Source organism: Phenylobacterium sp. (assembly GCF_031984885.1).
Classification (GTDB): Bacteria; Pseudomonadota; Alphaproteobacteria; order Caulobacterales; family Caulobacteraceae; genus Phenylobacterium.
In genome coordinates this window covers 233063-249703 of sequence record NZ_DAMABV010000001.1, presented here as the reverse complement: position 1 = coordinate 249703, position 16641 = coordinate 233063, and the positions used below count along the sequence as shown (strand labels likewise).

At 68.6% G+C, this 16641-nt stretch carries 12 protein-coding genes; 6 read left to right on the top strand and 6 right to left on the bottom strand.

What is annotated here, in order from left to right; all coding sequences use genetic code 11:
• Positions 1 to 25: 25 nt before the first annotated feature.
• From RTL41_RS01220 to RTL41_RS01205, 4 genes are read left to right on the top strand one after another with little or no spacing between them, the layout of a single operon-like run.
• Positions 26 to 1183 carry an isovaleryl-CoA dehydrogenase gene (locus RTL41_RS01220; protein WP_312160509.1) on the top strand — a complete coding sequence of 386 codons (1158 nt, stop codon included), beginning with the start codon at positions 26 to 28 and terminating at the stop codon, positions 1181 to 1183.
• Positions 1180 to 2772 (top strand): carboxyl transferase domain-containing protein, encoded by a 1593-nt coding sequence (locus RTL41_RS01215; protein WP_312160507.1) that lies wholly within the window; start codon positions 1180 to 1182, stop codon positions 2770 to 2772. Before RTL41_RS01220 ends, RTL41_RS01215 begins: the two co-directional genes overlap by 4 nt.
• A 2-nt stretch (positions 2773 to 2774) precedes the next feature.
• Positions 2775 to 4658: a biotin carboxylase N-terminal domain-containing protein gene (locus RTL41_RS01210; RefSeq protein ID WP_312160505.1), complete on the top strand. Its 1884-nt coding sequence runs from the start codon at positions 2775 to 2777 to the stop codon at positions 4656 to 4658.
• A 39-nt stretch (positions 4659 to 4697) separates the two neighbouring features.
• Positions 4698 to 5498, top strand: coding sequence for an aminoglycoside 3'-phosphotransferase (locus tag RTL41_RS01205; RefSeq protein ID WP_312160503.1), 801 nt, complete (start codon positions 4698 to 4700; stop codon positions 5496 to 5498).
• Here RTL41_RS01205 and RTL41_RS01200 read toward each other — a convergent pair.
• The gene (locus RTL41_RS01200; RefSeq protein ID WP_312160501.1) at positions 5471 to 6256 is read right to left on the bottom strand and encodes a hypothetical protein; all 786 of its coding nucleotides are present in this window, start codon (positions 6254 to 6256) and stop codon (positions 5471 to 5473) included. The two genes, RTL41_RS01205 and RTL41_RS01200, sit on opposite strands and share 28 nt — an antisense overlap.
• A gap of 173 nt (positions 6257 to 6429) precedes the next feature.
• On the opposite strand from RTL41_RS01200, the gene RTL41_RS01195 reads away from it, so the two are divergent.
• Entirely contained in the window at positions 6430 to 7776 is a 1347-nt protein-coding gene (locus RTL41_RS01195; protein ID WP_312160499.1) for a hypothetical protein, read from the top strand.
• A 164-nt stretch (positions 7777 to 7940) separates the two neighbouring features.
• Here RTL41_RS01195 and RTL41_RS01190 read toward each other — a convergent pair whose 3' ends face one another.
• From RTL41_RS01190 to RTL41_RS01175, 4 genes are all read right to left on the bottom strand, one after another.
• Positions 7941 to 9053, bottom strand: coding sequence for an S-(hydroxymethyl)glutathione dehydrogenase/class III alcohol dehydrogenase (locus RTL41_RS01190; RefSeq protein ID WP_312160497.1), 1113 nt, complete (start codon positions 9051 to 9053; stop codon positions 7941 to 7943).
• A gap of 223 nt (positions 9054 to 9276) precedes the next feature.
• Complete coding sequence (locus RTL41_RS01185) at positions 9277 to 10476, bottom strand: alanine racemase (RefSeq protein WP_312160495.1); 1200 nt, start codon at positions 10474 to 10476, stop codon at positions 9277 to 9279.
• A 145-nt stretch (positions 10477 to 10621) separates the two neighbouring features.
• Positions 10622 to 11113 (bottom strand): RidA family protein, encoded by a 492-nt coding sequence (locus RTL41_RS01180; protein WP_312160494.1) that lies wholly within the window; start codon positions 11111 to 11113, stop codon positions 10622 to 10624.
• A 55-nt stretch (positions 11114 to 11168) separates the two neighbouring features.
• Complete coding sequence (locus RTL41_RS01175) at positions 11169 to 12743, bottom strand: FAD-dependent oxidoreductase (RefSeq protein WP_312160492.1); 1575 nt, start codon at positions 12741 to 12743, stop codon at positions 11169 to 11171.
• A 659-nt stretch (positions 12744 to 13402) separates the two neighbouring features.
• On the opposite strand from RTL41_RS01175, the gene RTL41_RS01170 reads away from it, so the two are divergent.
• The gene (locus RTL41_RS01170; RefSeq protein WP_312160490.1) at positions 13403 to 15967 is read left to right on the top strand and encodes a TonB-dependent receptor domain-containing protein; all 2565 of its coding nucleotides are present in this window, start codon (positions 13403 to 13405) and stop codon (positions 15965 to 15967) included.
• A gap of 68 nt (positions 15968 to 16035) precedes the next feature.
• Here RTL41_RS01170 and RTL41_RS01165 read toward each other — a convergent pair whose 3' ends face one another.
• Positions 16036 to 16572: a GNAT family N-acetyltransferase gene (locus tag RTL41_RS01165; protein ID WP_312160489.1), complete on the bottom strand. Its 537-nt coding sequence runs from the start codon at positions 16570 to 16572 to the stop codon at positions 16036 to 16038.
• Between the last annotated feature and the right edge of the window lie 69 nt (positions 16573 to 16641).

Below are 16641 nucleotides of genomic sequence, written 5' to 3'. Positions count from 1 at the left end.
ACCGCCCCGCAGAAGGCAGCCCCGAATGACCGGTCCCAGCTTCCATTTCGGTCTCGGCGAGACCGCCGACGCCATCCGCGAGACGACGACGCGGTTCGCCGCCGACAAGATCGCGCCGATCGCCGCCCAGGTCGACGCCGCCAACACCTTCCCGCGCGAGCTGTGGCCCCAGATGGGCGAGCTGGGCCTGCACGGGATCACGGTCGAGGAGGAGTTCGGCGGCCTCGGCCTCGGCTATCTCGAACATGTGGTGGCGATGGAGGAGGTCAGCCGCGCCTCGGCTTCGGTCGGCCTCTCCTACGGCGCCCACTCCAACCTCTGCGTCAACCAGATCCGCCGCTGGGGCACGCCCGAACAGAAGCGCCAGTACCTGCCCAAGCTGATCAGCGGCGAGCATGTCGGCTCGCTGGCCATGAGCGAGGTCGGCTCCGGCTCCGACGTCATCTCCATGCGCACCCACGCCGAGCGTCGCGGCGACCGCTACGTGCTCAACGGGACCAAGTTCTGGATCACCAACGCCCCGCACGCCGACACCCTGGTGGTCTACGCCAAGACCTCGCCCGACGAGGGCAGCCGCGGCGTCACCGCCTTCCTGATCGAGAAGGGCATGAAGGGGTTCAGCGTCTCGCCCAAGCTGGACAAGATGGGCATGCGCGGCTCCGACACCGCCGAGCTGGTGTTCGAGGACTGCGAGGTCCCCGAGGAGAACGTGCTGGGCCCGCTCAACGGCGGCGCCGGCGTGCTGATGAGCGGCCTCGACTATGAGCGCGCCGTGCTCGCGGCCGGGCCGCTGGGCATCATGCAGGCCTGCCTCGACGTGGTCCTGCCCTATGTCCGCGAGCGCAGGCAGTTCGGAAAGCCGATCGGCTCGTTCCAGCTCATGCAGGGCAAGATCGCCGACATGTACGTCGCCCTGAACTCGGCCCGCACCTATGTCTATGCGGTGGCCAAGGCCTGCGACGCGGGCCTCACCACCCGCTTCGACGCGGCCGGCGCGATCCTGCTGGCCTCGGAGAACGCGGTGAAGGTCAGCCTGGAGGCGGTCCAAGCCCTGGGCGGCGCCGGCTACACCAAGGAATTCCCGGTCGAGCGGCTGGTCCGCGACGCCAAGCTCTATGACATCGGCGCGGGCACCAACGAGATCCGCCGCTTCCTCATCGGCCGGGAACTGCTGGGCGCATGACCAAACTCGTCACCTCGATCGACAAGGCCGGCGCGGCCTTCCAGGCCAACGACGCCCATAACCGCGCGCTCGCCGCCGAACTGGCGCAGCATACCGCCCAGGCGGCGCTGGGCGGTCCCGAACAGTCGCGCCAACGCCACGCCGCGCGCGGCAAGCTGCTGCCGCGCCAGCGGGTCGAGCGGCTGCTCGATCCCGGCTCGCCGTTCCTGGAGGTCGCCGCCCTGGCCGCCCACGGCGTCTATCGTGACGAGGCCCCCGGCGCCGGGATCATCACCGGCATCGGCCGCGTGTCGGGCCGCGAGGTGATGATCGTCGCCAACGACGCGACGGTGAAGGGCGGGGCCTATTTCCCGACCACGGTGAAGAAGCATCTGCGGGCGCAGGAGATCGCCATGCAGAACCGCCTGCCGTGCGTCTACCTGGTCGACAGCGGCGGCGCGAACCTGCCGCACCAGGCGGAGGTCTTCCCCGACCGCGACCACTTCGGCCGCATCTTCTTCAATCAGGCGCGGATGAGCGGCGAGGGCATCCCCCAGATCGCCTGCGTCATGGGCTCGTGCACCGCCGGCGGCGCCTATGTCCCGGCCATGTCCGACGAGACGGTGATCGTCCGCGGCCAGGGCACCATCTTCCTCGGCGGCCCGCCGCTGGTGAAGGCCGCCACCGGCGAGGTGATCAGCGCCGAGGAGCTGGGCGGCGCCGACACCCATGGCCGCCGCTCCGGCGTCGTCGACTATGTGGCCGAGGACGACGAGCACGCCCTGACCATCGTCCGCTCGATCGTCGCCAACCTGAACTCGACCAAGCCGGCCGGCCAGGACCTGCGCGACCCGCGCCCGCCGGCCTACGATCCGGCCGAGCTCTACGGCATCGTGCCGACCGACGTGCGCGCGCCCTACGACGTGCGCGAGGTCATCGCCCGCATCGTCGACGGCTCGGACTTCGACGAGTTCAAGGCGCTCTACGGCGCGACCCTGGTCTGCGGCTTCGCCCGCATCTGGGGCCAGCCGGTGGCGATCCTGGCCAACAACGGCGTGCTGTTCTCCGAGAGCGCGCTGAAGGGCGCGCACTTCATCGAGCTGGCCTGCAAGCGCAAGATCCCACTGGTCTTCCTGCAGAACATCTCCGGCTTCATGGTCGGCGGGAAGTACGAGGCCGGCGGCATCGCCAAGGACGGCGCCAAGCTGGTCACCGCCGTCGCCTCGGCGGAGGTCCCCAAGTTCACCGTCCTGATCGGCGGCTCGTTCGGGGCCGGCAACTACGGCATGTGCGGCCGGGCCTATTCCCCGCGCTTCCTCTGGACCTGGCCCAACAGCCGCATTTCGGTGATGGGCGGCGAGCAGGCCGCCAGCGTGCTGGCCACCGTCCACCGCGACTCGGGCAAGTGGACGAGCGCCGAGGAGGAGGCCTTCAAGGCCCCGATCCGCGAGCGCTACGAGCACGAGGGCTCGCCCTACTTCGCCACCGCCCGGCTCTGGGACGACGGCGTCATCGACCCGGTCCAGACGCGCGACGTCCTCGGCCTCTCCATCTCCGCCGCCCTCAACGCGCCGATTCCGGAAACCCGGTTCGGCGTCTTCCGGATGTGACCATGATCACCAGCATTCTGGTCGCCAATCGCGGCGAGATCGCCTGCCGCGTCTTTCGCACCGCCCAGGCCATGGGCATCGCCACCGTCGCCGTCTACTCGGAAGCCGACGCCGACGCCCCGCACGTGCGCATGGCCGACCAGGCCGTGCTGATCGGCCGGGCCGCCGCGCGCGAGAGCTACCTGGTCGGAGAGAAGATCATCGACGCGGCCCTGGCCACGGGCGCCGACGCGATCCATCCGGGCTATGGCTTCCTCTCCGAGAACGCCGAGTTCGCCGAGGCCGTGGTCGCCGCCGGCCTGACCTGGATCGGCCCGCCGCCGTCCGCGATCCGGGCCATGGGGCTGAAGGACGCCGCCAAGTCGCTGATGGCCAATGCCGGCGTGCCGGTGACGCCCGGCTATCTGGGCGACGACCAGACGCCTGCGCGGCTGCAGGCCGAGGCCGACAAGATCGGCTATCCCGTCCTGATCAAGGCCGTCGCCGGCGGCGGCGGCAAGGGCATGCGCAAGGTCGAGCATGCGCAGGACTTCGCCGCCGCCCTGACCTCCTGCCAGCGCGAGGCCGCCGCCGCGTTCGGCGACGACCGGGTGCTGCTGGAGACCTATGTCGCCCGTCCGCGCCACATCGAGGTGCAGGTGTTCGGCGACAGCCAGGGCCAGGTCGTCCACCTCTATGAGCGCGACTGCTCGCTGCAGCGCCGCCACCAGAAGGTCATCGAGGAAGCCCCCGCGCCGGGCATGAGCGAGGCCGCCCGCGCCGCGGTCACGCAGGCCGCCGTCCGCGCCGCCCAGGCGGTCGGTTATGTCGGCGCCGGCACCGTCGAGTTCATCGCCGACGCCAGCGAGGGCCTGAGGCCCGACCGCATATGGTTCATGGAGATGAACACCCGCCTGCAGGTCGAGCACCCGGTCACCGAGGCGGTCACCGGCGTCGACCTGGTCGAATGGCAGATCCGCGTCGCCGCCGGCGAGCCGCTGCCCCTGGCCCAGGACGACATCGTCCTGAACGGCCACGCGATCGAGGCGCGGCTCTACGCCGAGAACCCGGCCGGCGGCTTCCTGCCCTCGATCGGGCCGCTGGAGCACTTCAAGCTGCCCGAGGACCTGGTGCGCGTCGACACCGGCGTGGAGGAGGGCGGCGAGGTCTCGCCCTTCTACGACCCGATGATCGCCAAGCTGATCGCCCACGCGACGACCCGCGAGGGCGCCTCCGACCTGCTGGCCCAGGCGGCGAGCGAGGTCGAGGTCTGGCCGGTCAGGACCAACGCCGGCTTCCTGGCCCGCTGCCTCGACCACCCCGACTTCATCGCCGGCGACGTCGACACCGGCTTCATCGAGGCGCGGCTGGAGGCGCTGGCCGCCCAGCCGGCGCCGTCGGAGGTCGCGCTGGCCGCGGCGGCCATGGCCCTGACCCTGGACGAGGAAGGCGCGGCGCCGGCCGAGCCGTGGGCCAGCCTCACCGGCTTTCGCATCAACGCCCCGCCGCTGGCCTCCATGCGGCTCTATCTGGGCGACCAGGGCTTCGATGCGCCGCTCTACAGCGATGACCTTCCGGGCGACGTGCTGCTGACGCAGGACGGCGAGGTGGTGGTCTTCGACGCCGGCGAGACCTTCGTCCTCACCCCGCGCCCGCCGGTCAAGGACGCGGCCCACGGCGGGGGCGGCGACGGCGCCGTCCGCGCGCCGATGCCGGGCAAGGTGGTCGCCGTCGCGGTCTCGGTCGGCGACAAGGTCGTCCGCGGCCAGGCCCTGCTCACCCTCGAGGCCATGAAGATGGAGCACGCCCTCGGCGCCCCCTTCGACGGCGAGGTGGAATCCCTGTCGGTTTCGGTGGGCGACCAGGTCAGCGAGGGGGTGACATTGGCCCGGCTCGTCACCACCTAGGTCCACTGAACCTGGACTTTGGCGTGCAAGGAGGCGGCCATGTACGAGGTCGCGTCCATCGACGACTACGTCCGCTGCATGCTGGAGGAGGCGGGGTTGCCGCCCGGCTGCGCCCCGGTCGACGTGGTCGGCCACGGTCAGTCCGGCGACCTCATCGCCACGGTCGGCGCCTGGGTGGTCAAGTTCGCCCCCGGCGAGCATCCCGACAATGTCGCGACCCTGGCCCGCGAGGCGGAGGTCGTGCGCTGGCTGGACGGCCGCGTCCGCGTCGCCGCCAACCTCTGGAGCGGCGCCTTCGAGGGCGGCTTCTGCCTGATCAGCGAGCGCCTGCGCGGCGAGGCGGTCTCCCACGTCGGCCCCCGGGACGCCGCCGACGCCCTGGCCGCCACCGTCGACCTGCTGGCCCGCCTGCACGCCCTCGACCCGGCCGGCTGCCCCTACGACATGAGCCTGGCGGCCAGGTTCGCCCTCGCCGAGCGCCACGTCGCCGAGGGCCTGGTGGACGAGGACGACTTCGACGACGAGCGCGCCGGCTGGACCGCCCGCCAGGCCCTGGACCACGCCATCGCCACCCGCCCGGCGATCGAGCGGCTCGTCCTCACCCACGGCGACGCCAGCCTGCCGAACTTCATCTGGAGCCCCGGCCGCCCGGTCGGCATGGTCGACCTCGGCCGCTTCGGCCTGGCCGACCGCTACCAGGACCTCGCCCTCTTCCTGCGCTCGGCGAAGTTCAACCACCCGCACATCGACGCCGCCGCCATCCTGCGCGAGCGCTATCCGCTGGCCGAAGTGGACGAGGCCGCCTGCGCCTTCTACCGGCTGATGGACGAGTTCTTCTGAGGGGCGGCGTCCAGGGCCGCGCAATGCGCAGCCGTTAACTCAAAAGCTGCTGGATCCCCGCCCGCAGCCAGCTTGTATCTATATCGAATGACGCCGCCATTCTGCACGATGTTCCGTATGTTGGTGTTGGCGCAGGCCTCCGCCGGTTTTTCATTGATGAGATAGGCGGTGGTCGTGTCGCGCGTCAGCGCTGGCGTGGTCACTTCGTAGTCGAGAACCAGCGTCTTCTGTTCGCGCCGGGCGCCGGTCAGGATCGTAATGTCATCCAACCGTGCCGGGACCATCGACGCCACCATGGCGATCTCGTCGTCGATCCTGGCTTCGACCGACGCATCTGAGGGGGCGTCGACATTGGCGGCGCGCAGCGAGGCGAAGTTCGAATAGAGGAGGGCCCCAGTTACTAAGGTGAGGGCCGTCAACTCGGTGGCCTTTCGCCGTCTCGATGCGTGCGCAATCCCCTCATGATTGAACGACTTGGCTTCGACGTACAGACGACGGATGAAGTAGGCGACGCCACCGTAGAACGCGACCAGGAAGACGATTCCGTACAGCGCGAAAAGGGGACCATCGTCCGTCGCTTGGCGGATTGCCCGACTGATCAGACCATCACGTTCTGGCTGGGCCAGGCTGCCATAGCTGGCGAAGAGGTAGGCGGCCGCCGCTTGCCAAAGCCACATCGCGACCACCCATCGCCAGTAGGCCGCGTAGCGGTACCTCAGGATGCCGAGCAGGGCGGGAACGAAAACCAAAAGCCACATGTGAGTCCGTCCTTCCTGATGCGCCTTGGCGGATACGACCACGGATGTTCTTATTTTGTTCTTGCCAAAAGTGCAACTGTGGATTACTTATGGCGTCGTTATGCGGGTGATCGCTCCCTGCCTTCACTCAGATCTAGGAGGCTTTGATGGCGTCTCGGTTAACCCTCGGAACGTTGATCGACGGCGTCGGGGCGAGCATCGACAAGTTGCAGAAGGGAGCCGATACGGGGCTCAATTCCGTCTATGATCAAGCGCAGAGGGTGGGCAGCCGCGTGGCGGCGAACGCCGTACAACTCTCGCTAGCCCTACATCCGGCGACGCCGCCAGGAATAAGAAACCAAGCGCTGCAAGTGTTGGCGCAGGGCGCCGCTAAGCAGGGAGCACCCTCACAAAAATCGCAAGTGGTTCGCGCCGTTGTGTCTCAGCCAGAGGCTGCAAAGCCTGGTCGAGCGTCTCCAGTTCCTTCCCGCAAGGCATCAATCGCCGCCCCCCTGATGCAGGTCGACGCTTTCGTGCGAGGCGCAGGTGATACGCTGAGCTTTGGGAAGGCCAACGAAATAGAGGCAGGTTTGGAGGCGCTCCTGGAAACCGGTGTCAGAACCGCTGTACCGTCGCTCAATGATGGCCGTTCTCTGGGTGAGCGATACGAGACGCGCCTTGCGCTCCAACAAGAGCGCGACCGATACGACGCTGAGCACCGGTCAAGCGCTCACACAGCGGGACAGGCGGGCGGGCTTGTCGCTGGACTGGCCGTTGGCGCCGGCCTTGGCCGTGGTGGGGCGGCGCTGATCGAAGCGCTGCCCAAGGGGGCTCGGATCGTGCGAAATGCCGCACCGGTGAAGCGGATCGGCTTTGACAAGCGTGGGGTCACGACATTAGCGGGCGTTGGCGGCGCCGCCGTCGGCGGTCTTGATCAGGTCATACAGGATATCGCGGCTGGGCGCGTCAGCACTGCGAGTGACTATGGAGCGTCGCTGGCGTCAGGTGTGGTGGGAGGCGTCGTCGGCCGGATGGGCGGACCAACTGCCGCCGCGGCAGTTACGGGCGCCCTTACCCCGACCCTTAAGAGCGCTGGGCGAGGAGAGTTGGCGACTGCGGCCGAGGTGCGCGACGGTGCGCTCTATGGCGCTGTGGGCGGGGCGGTGACTGGTAGAGGTCTCAGCGCCCTTGGGAAGTATGGGGCGGCAGCCGCCTCGCCAAGGGTCAAAGGGCAACTTGGCGAGGGGCTCTCCTACCTCAAGTCGGTAGCGAGAGATGGGCGTCTCCCCAAGACCCAGGTCCGCCGACAATTCGAGGGGCGAACGACCATCGCAGATCAGGTTCTCGCTAGCGGGGCCCTGCTGGAGGCCAAGTTTGGCAGATGGGCGGCATTGAGCCGCGCGCAGCGGGCGGCGCTGCGCCAACTTGGCCCCCAATACCTCATTGATCACTTCCTACCGAAGGACATCGGGCGACTGCTCGGCGCCGGAGCGGGCGTCGCGAGTGGACATGCCGCAGGCGTGCAGCAAAGCGCCTCTTAAGCGCCGCCACGCTTCTGGTGCTCCAGCCTGGATGCACTAGATCGAAGACATGGCATGACGTGAGTCGTCATCGGGGCGCCGGCGCGATCGTATTGCGTACAGGCATAGGTCGCTATCTCCAGCGGCGGCGTGGCGAGCAGGAGTGCGCGCGCCCCGCCAGCGTTCTAGAACACCACCACGCTTCTGATGCTCTCGCCCGCGTGCATCAGGTCGAAGGCCTTGTTGATGTCTTCCAGCGGCATGACATGGGTGATCATCGGGTCGATCTGGATCTTCCCGTCCATGTACCAGTCGACGATCTTCGGCACGTCGGTGCGGCCGCGGGCGCCGCCGAAGGCCGAGCCCTTCCAGACGCGGCCGGTGACCAACTGGAACGGGCGGGTGGCGATCTCCTTGCCGGCCTCGGCCACGCCGATGATCACGCTCTCGCCCCAGCCGCGATGGCAGGCCTCCAGCGCCTGGCGCATGACATTGGTGTTGCCGGTGCAGTCGAAGGTGTAGTCCGCGCCGCCGTCGGTCAGGGCGACCAGGTGAGCGACGATGTCGGCGCCGCCGATGTCGTTCGGGTTGACGAAGTGGGTCATGCCGAACTTGGCGCCCCACGCCTGGCGGTCCGGGTTGATGTCGACGCCGACGATCATGTCCGCGCCCACCATCTTCAGGCCCTGGATCACGTTGAGGCCGATGCCGCCGAGGCCGAAGACGATGCAGTTGGAGCCCGGCTCGACGCCCGCCGTATTGACCACCGCCCCGACCCCGGTGGTGACGCCGCAGCCGATGTAGCAGGCCTTGTCGAACGGCGCGTCGGGCCGGATCTTGGCCACCGCGATCTCGGGCAGCACGGTGTAGTTCGAGAAGGTCGAGCAGCCCATGTAGTGGGCGATCGCCTGGCCCTTGTAGGAGAACCGGCTGGTGCCGTCGGGCATCTGGCCCTTGCCCTGCGTGCCGCGGATCGCGGTGCAGAGGTTGGTCTTGCGGCTCAGGCAGCTTTTGCACTGGCGGCATTCGGGCGTGTAGAGCGGGATCACATGGTCGCCGGGCTTCACGCTGGTGACGCCGGGGCCGACCTCGACCACCACGCCCGCGCCCTCGTGGCCCAGGATCGAGGGGAAGATGCCCTCGCTGTCCAACCCGTCCAGGGTGTAGGCGTCGGTGTGGCAGATGCCGGTGGCCTTGATCTCGACCAGCACCTCGAACGCCTTGGGACCTTCCAGGTCGACCTCGACGATCTCCAGCGGCTTCTTGGCTTCGAAGGCGACGGCGGCGCGGGTCTTCATGGCGTCCTCATGGGCAGGTTTCGAGTCGGGCGCACCAAACGGCAGCGGGCGCGGCAAAGCAAGCACCCACAAACTGTCGTCCCGGTTTCGGCGCAGCCGAAGACCGGGACCCATTCGCGCCGTCGTAGCGGGAATGGCGTGCGCCCGGGCCGGATCCTGATCCATCTGGTGTTCATGGGTCCCGGTCTTGCTTCGCAAACCGGGATGACACCTGGGCGAGGCGTCAGCGTGAACTGCGCCGCGCGTCCACCGGCCAGGTTTCGGAAGAGCCATCCTCGTCCACCACGATCAGCGCGTCATAGAGGTTGATGGTCGGGTCGATGTGGCCCGGCTGCAGCCAGACCACGTCGCCGACCTTGGGCGCGTCGGCCGGCCAGGGGATGGCGGCGTCCTCGTCGGCGGCGCTGATCCCGGCCGCGAAGTCGGCGCCGGCCGCCTTGACCACCCCCATCATCGCCGGGTGGAAGATCGCCGCGTGCTCGTCGCCCATCGGCCGCCAGCGCGCGCCCTGCGGCGCCCCGGCCGCCACCCGGGCCGGCGGGCCATCGACCGAGTGCGCCTTCAGCCCGCTGTCGCAGACCACGTGGGTCTTGTGGCGGGCCGAGACCACGCTGGTGGCGATGAACAGCGCCTGGCGGAACGGCCAGGCCTGGCCGTCGATGGCGCCGCAGTCTTCGTACTCCACGTCCATGAACACGTAGGAGCCGGCCTGAATCTCGTTGAACACGCCGCTGGCCAGGTCCTCGACATAGGTGCCGGTGCCGCCGCCGGTGACGATCTGCGGCTTCAGCCCGGCCTGGGTCAGCTCGCCGACCAGGGCGCTCAGCCGCTGGCGCGTCACCTGGCAGGCGCCGCGCCGCGCCTCCAGGTCGGCCAGGTGCTGCAGGTGGCCGAGATAGGCCTGGATCCCGCGATAGCGCAGGCCCGGCGTCTGGCTGGCCAGGCGGGCGAGGGCGGCGACCTGCTCGGGCGGAACGCCGGTGCGGTGGGTGCCCAGGTCGATGTCGACCACCAGGCCGATGGTGGTTCCGGCGCCTTGCGCCGCCGCGCCCAGCCGCGCGATCTGGCCGGCGTCGTCGGCGACGACGGCGATGTCGACGCCCGACCTGGCGATGGCGGCGATCTTCTCGGCCCCCCACGGCGCCGGCGGCGAGGTGATCAGCAGGTCGCGCACGCCGGCGGCCGCATAGGCCTGCGCCTCGCCGACCGTCTGGCAGCAGAGGCCGACCGCGCCCAGCTCGACCTGGCGGAGCCCCAGCGTCGTGCACTTGTGCATCTTGCCGTGGGCCCGCAGCGCGACGCTCGCCGCGGCGCAGGCGGCCTGCATGGCCGCCAGGTTCGCCTCCAGCGTCGCGCGCCGCACGACCAGGGCCGGCGTGACGGGGGGCTGGAATGAGTGCAGGGGGCCCAGGGTGTCGGTCACGGTTTCCTCGCCGGCGCATGAACGATGAGCCGGACGTCTGCGCGTCCGGTCCCATCTGGAAGTCCGGTCGTACCAACCGCGGCCCAGGCTGGATAGGGCGCGCGAAGCGTGGGTCGACCAGGCGCGGCCCGGCCGACCCTGCGCGTCAGGGCTTCGGCTTGGCGGCCTGGACCTCGATCTCGACCATCATGCCGGGCGCCACCAGGGCGGCGACCTGGCTGGTGATGCGGGCGGTCTTGTTGGGCTGGGCCTCGGTTCCGTAGAACTGATTGTAGCCCTCCATCATGCCGGCGAAGTCCATCTTGCCGCCCTTGGCCGGGTCGCCGACCAGCAGCACCCGCATCATGAACACGTCGCCGTGGGTCAGGCCCTCGGCCTTCAGGATGTCCTCGATGCGCTTGAGCACGCCGATGGTCTGGGTCTTGGTGTCGCCGAACTCCGGCGGCGTGCCGGCCGGCGCCCCGGCGTTCAGCACCGGCGGCGTGATGCCGCTGACGTACATGATGTCCGTGCCCGCGGGCACGACGGCGGCCTGCAGGATCGGCGAGGTCGGCGCGCCGATCCGCTTGACCTGGGCCGCCGCAGGCGTGGCCGCGGCCAGCGCCAGCAGGGCGGCGGGCAGGATGAATTTTCGCATGAATTTCAATTCCTATGACTGAGCTGGGCTATTGGGCAGGCAATATCGGCGCGGATCAAGCCGCCGCGCGCGATTCCACCAATGCCCGGTCTTTCACCTGTTCGTTGATAGCTGCGATCGTGCGTTGCGCCGAGTAGACCGCGCCTTCCTGCCAACCGGGCGTCTGGCTGAGGTGGGCGCCCGAGAAATGCACACGCCCGTGCGGCTGGTTCAGCAGCCGGTACTCGGCCGAATCGAAGTGGCCTTCCTGCATGCCGCCGCGTTCGCCCCACCGCGGCCAGGGCCCCATGTTGAAGGGGATCTTGCTCCAGTTGACCACGACCGGGTTGGTCAGGTCCGCCTCGTGGCCGGGGTGCAGCTTGCCGACCACGCTGCGGGCCATGGCGATCTGCTCGGCCAGCGGGCGCTTGGCGAACCCCTCCGCGCGGCCGCCGGAGCCGTAGCAGGCCAGCAGCATGCCGCGCTCGGTATGCAGGCCGTTGGACGGATACCAGACTAGGCTGGTCTCGCCGCCGACGAACGAGATGCCGCCATAGATCTGCTCCTTCTCCCAGAAGCGCGGCGCGTCGAAGCCGATCTTGTTGGAGAAGTCGTTGGGCACCGCGGCGATGGCCGCCTTCACGTCCTTGCCGAAGTTGTTGTCGATCTTGGCCAGGAGGGCCAGCGGCAGGGTGATGATCGTATAGTCGCCTTCGACCGCCTGGCTCTTGCCGCTGACGCGGTCGCGATAGGTGATCTTCACGCCCTTGCCGTCGGCCCGGATCTGGGTGACCTCGGCGTTCTTGATCACCGGGCTGCGGATCGCCCGCTCGAAGCCGGCGATGATCTGGTCCATGCCGCCGACCGGCTGGAACATCGTCGCCTGCATGTTGATGTTGTCCTCGAACAGGGTCGCGCCGATCTGCGGGTGACCGATCAGGTCGCGGAACGCCGCCGGATCGCGGGCCTTGGCGAACTGGTCCGCCGCGCCGGGCGCCTGCAGCAGGCCCGAGCGCTCGGTGCCCTTGAAGGCCATGTCGTCGCCGAGATCGCCATAGGCCTTCAGGAACGGCAGCAGCTTTTCCTTGTCCTCCAGGGAGAGGTCCTGGTCGAGGGCGCCCTTGTTCACCGCCTTGGCCAGCAGCTCGGAGATGTAGCCGCGGGTGTCGTTCACCCCCTGGCGCATCTGCAGCTTCTTGCCGCTTTCGTCCCACAGATAGGCGCTGCGGCTGGAGTTGATCTCGACCTCCAGCGGCACGCCCAGCTTGTTGCAGTAGGAGAGCAGGCCCTGGTGATGGCTGGGAATGCGCGCCGGCCCGGCGTTCATGTAGAGGCCCTCGGAGAAGCGCACGGTCTGCGTCTCCTCGCCCACCATCTCCACCTTGTCGCCGTCGCGCAGCGTCCAGTTGCGCCCGCCCAGCCGCTCGCGCGCCTCCAGCAGCGTCACCGCATAGCCGGCCCGCTCCAGTTCATAGGCCGCCACCAGGCCGGCCACGCCGCCGCCCAGAATGACCACCCGCTTGCCGCGTCCGGCGTCCGCGGCCATGGCCGGCGTCGCCGCCGAGGCCACCGCCCCCATCAGGCCCAAGGTCCGCATCGCCGAATAGGTCGCGCCGTATCCCCCGGTCGCGCCCAGACGGTGAAGAAACAACCGCCGACTGATCCCCATCACTAAAATTCCCCGATCAACCACCAAGGCGGTCATGACCGGCCCCCGCTCGCGGCGGTTCAAGTTCGCTCGGTGGTCCAGGCCCCGGTCGTCGCCCGCCTGATCAATCCGGCGGCGCCATGGGCCTGAATATTCCGCACCCGGAACGGCGTTCGAATCCGGTGATAACCCTATCGCCCAGGTGTTGATTGAATTTTGACGGCGCGCTGACCGATTGTCGTGCAGCAAGCGATGCATTCGCGGTTTCGACAACTGGCCCTCATTGACAGTCTAAACCTGCCGCGCCGAGCCTTCGAAAGTCGCAGCGGCCAGAACGGCCCTGACGACGCCAGTAATTCTTGAGTTCAAAAAGAAAAAGCGCGTTCGAGGAAACAAGCGGGAACCGGGCATCTCACCGTCGCGGAGAGTGTCTGAGATGTGTCTGCTTAGCGTAACAGGTGTCGATCCAGACGAGCCGGGGCGCGTGGCGCCGGCTGCCGCGACCAGACTTTCCGAAATCATGGCGTCGCATGGGGGCTCCAGCGCCCGTGCCCGCCCGACCGATCCGGGTCCCTGAACTCCAAAAGCGAGGATGGGGCCTGTGACGATGGCGGTCGATGTCGGCCGCCAGTGCTGTGGGGGCAATAATCATGAGAACTAAGATGCGTATCGGACTGCTCGCGGGCGTCTCTCTCGCGACTCTGTTTTCGACCGGGCTGGCGGCGGCGCAGACCTCGTCGTCGGCGACCATCGACGAGGTGGTGGTCACCGGGGCGCGGGCTCTGCCGCGCACGGTCCAGGATTCGCCGGTGCCGATCGACGTGCTGTCGGCCGACGACATCAAATCGGCTTCCTATACCGACACCAACGACGTCCTGAAGACGCTGGTGCCGTCCTTCACCCTGGCGCGGCAGCCGATCTCGGACGGCGCCACCTTCATCCGGCCGGCGACCCTGCGCGGCCTGTCCAGCGACAAGACCCTGCTGCTGGTGAACTCCAAGCGCCGCCACCGCGCGGCCCTGGTCACCATCGGCGGCGACGGCAGCCAGCCGCCGGACGCCGCGACCGTCCCGGCCTCCGCCCTGAAGAGCGTCGAGGTCCTGCGTGACGGCGCCGGCGCCCAGTACGGCTCAGACGCCATCGCCGGGGTGATCAACTTCCTGCTGAAGGACAATTCCAGCGGCGGCTCCCTCAACGTGTCGGCCGGGCAGTACTACGAGAAGGACGGCGAGGAGGTCGTGGTCTCCGGCAATATCGGCCTGCCGCTGCTGGACTCCGGCTTCGTCAGCATCTCGGCCGAGTACGTGACGGCCCAGCCGACCTCGCGCGGCGAGCAGTTCTGCAACGTCGGCATCCCCAACCTCGCGCCCGGCTTCTGCGTCGACACCTATGCGGCCAGCAACCCGGCCTTCGCCGCGGTGGTGAAGCGGCCGGTGGTGCAGAAGTGGGGCCAGCCCGAGATCGAGGCCTTCCGCGGCTTCATCAACTCCGGCTACGAGTTCGGCAACGGCTCCAAGCTCTACGCCTTCGCCAACTACTCGAACTCCGACGCCAAGCAGGACTTCAACTATCGTCCGCCGGTGGGCGTCGGCTCGACCGGCAGCATCGTCGACGACGTGGTGCGCCTGCAGGACGGCTCGACCTTCGCGTTCAACTCGATCTGGCCGGGCGGCTTCACGCCGCAGTTCTTCGGCCAGGTCACCGACTACAGCCTGACCGGCGGCTACAAGGGCGACTTCACCGACAAGTTCTCCTACGACCTGTCGGCCCGCTACGGCCGCAACAAGATCTCCTACCACCTCACCGACACCTTCAACCCGTCGATGGGGCCAAGCTCGCCCGACCAGTTCTATGACGGCGACCTGATCTCGTCGGAATACGCCTTCAACGCCGACTTCGCCTATGAGATCGGCGGGCCGTTCGCGACCCCGGCCGTGGTCGCCTTCGGGGTCGAATACCGCAACGAAGGCTATGAGATCGTTCCGGGGGACCTGCCGTCCTACGTCGCCGGGCCGTTCGCCACGCCCGACCCGTTCGACTTCTGCACCAACGAGGCGGTCGTCTCCCAGCGCACCCTGCGCCCGACCGCGCCCCAGAACGCCGGCATCAACTGCGCCAGCGCTTCGGACCCGGTCTATACGACCCTGCCGGTGGGTTCGAACGGCTTCCCCGGCAACACGCCCGCCTATTCGGGCGATCTCAGCCGCGAAAGCTACGCGGCCTATGTCGAAGCCTCGGCCGACATCACCGAGGCCCTGTTCGCCACCGTCGCGTTCCGGGCGGAGAACTTCTCCGACTTCGGCGACACCTTCGACTACAAGGTGGCGGCCCGCTACGAGCTGACCGAGGACCTCGGCATCCGCGGTTCGTTCGGCACCGGCTTCCGCGCGCCGACGCCGGGCCAGCTCTTCACCACCAACGTCTCCACCCGGATCGAGAACGGGGCCACCGTCGCCTCGGGCCTGTTCCCGGCGACGAATGCGGTGTCGCAGTTCCTGGGCGCCAAGGAGCTGGGTCCGGAGAAGTCGTTCAACGTCTCGCTGGGCCTCACCGCCACGCTGTTCGACCGCCTGAACGTCACCGTCGACCTCTACCAGATCAAGCTCGAGGACCAGTTCTACGCCGTCACCCCGATCGTGGTGACGCCGGCGATCCGGGCTCAACTGATCGCGGCGGGCGTGCCCGGCGCCGACACCATCGGCCAGGTGCAGTTCTTCCAGAACGCCTTCGACTCGACCACCACCGGGGTCGACGTCGTGGCGACCTACAACATCGGCTGGGACAACGGCCAGACGACCCGGCTGATGGGCAGCTTCAACTACAACAAGTACAAGATCGACACGGTCCCGGCCTTCTTCGACGGCGAGGCGGTGTTCGACTTCGAGAACGCCAATCCGAAGTGGCGCAGCGTGCTGACCGCCACCCACGAGGTCGGTCCCTTCACCCTGATGGGCCGGGCCAACATCTGGGGGCCGTACAAGAACCAGTACAGCGTCGCCATCCCGGTGGTGCAGAAGTGGGATCCGATCGTGCAGTTCGACGTCGAGGCGAGCTGGCAGGTCACCGAGCAGCACAGGCTGACGGTCGGCGCGCGCAACGTGTTCGACAAGTTCCCGGACCCGGACAAGACCGGGGAGTCGGGCACCAACGGCCGGATCTATCGCTCCGACACCCTGGCGGACTGGCAGGGCGGCTATTACTTCGTCCGCGTCGCGGCGACGTTCTAGGGGGCCTCTCCTCTTCCTCTCCCATCCCGATGGGGGAGGAAGAGCCCTCTGGGCCGCCCAGCTTTTCTTCAGACGGCCTTGCCCATCCGCACCAGGGGCACGCGCACGCCGTTCGAGGTCTCGGCCTCGAACGGCATGATGCGTTCATAGCCGCAGGCCGCATAGAGCGGCTCGCCGGCCAGGGTGGCGGCCATCTCGCAGCGGCTGAACCCCTCGGCCCTGGCCCGGTCCTCACAGGTCGCCAGGATCAGCCGCCCGACGCCCCGGCGGGTGAAGGCCGGGTCGGTGTACATGGCCCGCACCCGCGCCGGCTCGGTCGCCGGATCCACCAGCGCCGCGTCGCGCCCGGCCGAATGATCGCCGCCGAACAGGGTCGCGCGCCGGCTCCAGCCGCCGCAGCCGGCGATCGCCCCGCCGCATTCGACCACATAGTAGGTGCCGTCCTCGATCAACTGGGTGTCCAGGCCCATGATCTCCTGCGAGGCCGCGACCTCGTTCGGCGGCAGGAAGGCCGGCAGCAACTGGCTGATCGCCCGCGCCATCACGGCGCGAAGGGCGGGAATGTCCTCGCGCCCGGCGAGGCGGATACTCAGGGGCTCACTCATGCTCCATGCCTAGCCAACCGCAAGGAGGGCGTCACCTCACAGCTTGCGGCGCGAACGGCCTTGCCCCGA

Bases quoted from the DNA above. Each gene is read 5' to 3' on its own strand.
- RTL41_RS01220 (WP_312160509.1), top strand. From the start codon at position 26: ATGACCGGTCCCAGCTTCCATTTCGGTCTCGGCGAGACCGCCGACGCC.
- RTL41_RS01215 (WP_312160507.1), top strand. From the start codon at position 1,180: ATGACCAAACTCGTCACCTCGATCGACAAGGCCGGCGCGGCCTTCCAG.
- RTL41_RS01210 (WP_312160505.1), top strand. From the start codon at position 2,775: ATGATCACCAGCATTCTGGTCGCCAATCGCGGCGAGATCGCCTGCCGC.
- RTL41_RS01205 (WP_312160503.1), top strand. From the start codon at position 4,698: ATGTACGAGGTCGCGTCCATCGACGACTACGTCCGCTGCATGCTGGAG.
- RTL41_RS01200 (WP_312160501.1), bottom strand. From the start codon at position 6,256: ATGTGGCTTTTGGTTTTCGTTCCCGCCCTGCTCGGCATCCTGAGGTAC.
- RTL41_RS01190 (WP_312160497.1), bottom strand. From the start codon at position 9,053: ATGAAGACCCGCGCCGCCGTCGCCTTCGAAGCCAAGAAGCCGCTGGAG.
- RTL41_RS01180 (WP_312160494.1), bottom strand. From the start codon at position 11,113: ATGCGAAAATTCATCCTGCCCGCCGCCCTGCTGGCGCTGGCCGCGGCC.
- RTL41_RS01170 (WP_312160490.1), top strand. From the start codon at position 13,403: ATGCGTATCGGACTGCTCGCGGGCGTCTCTCTCGCGACTCTGTTTTCG.
- RTL41_RS01165 (WP_312160489.1), bottom strand. From the start codon at position 16,572: ATGAGTGAGCCCCTGAGTATCCGCCTCGCCGGGCGCGAGGACATTCCC.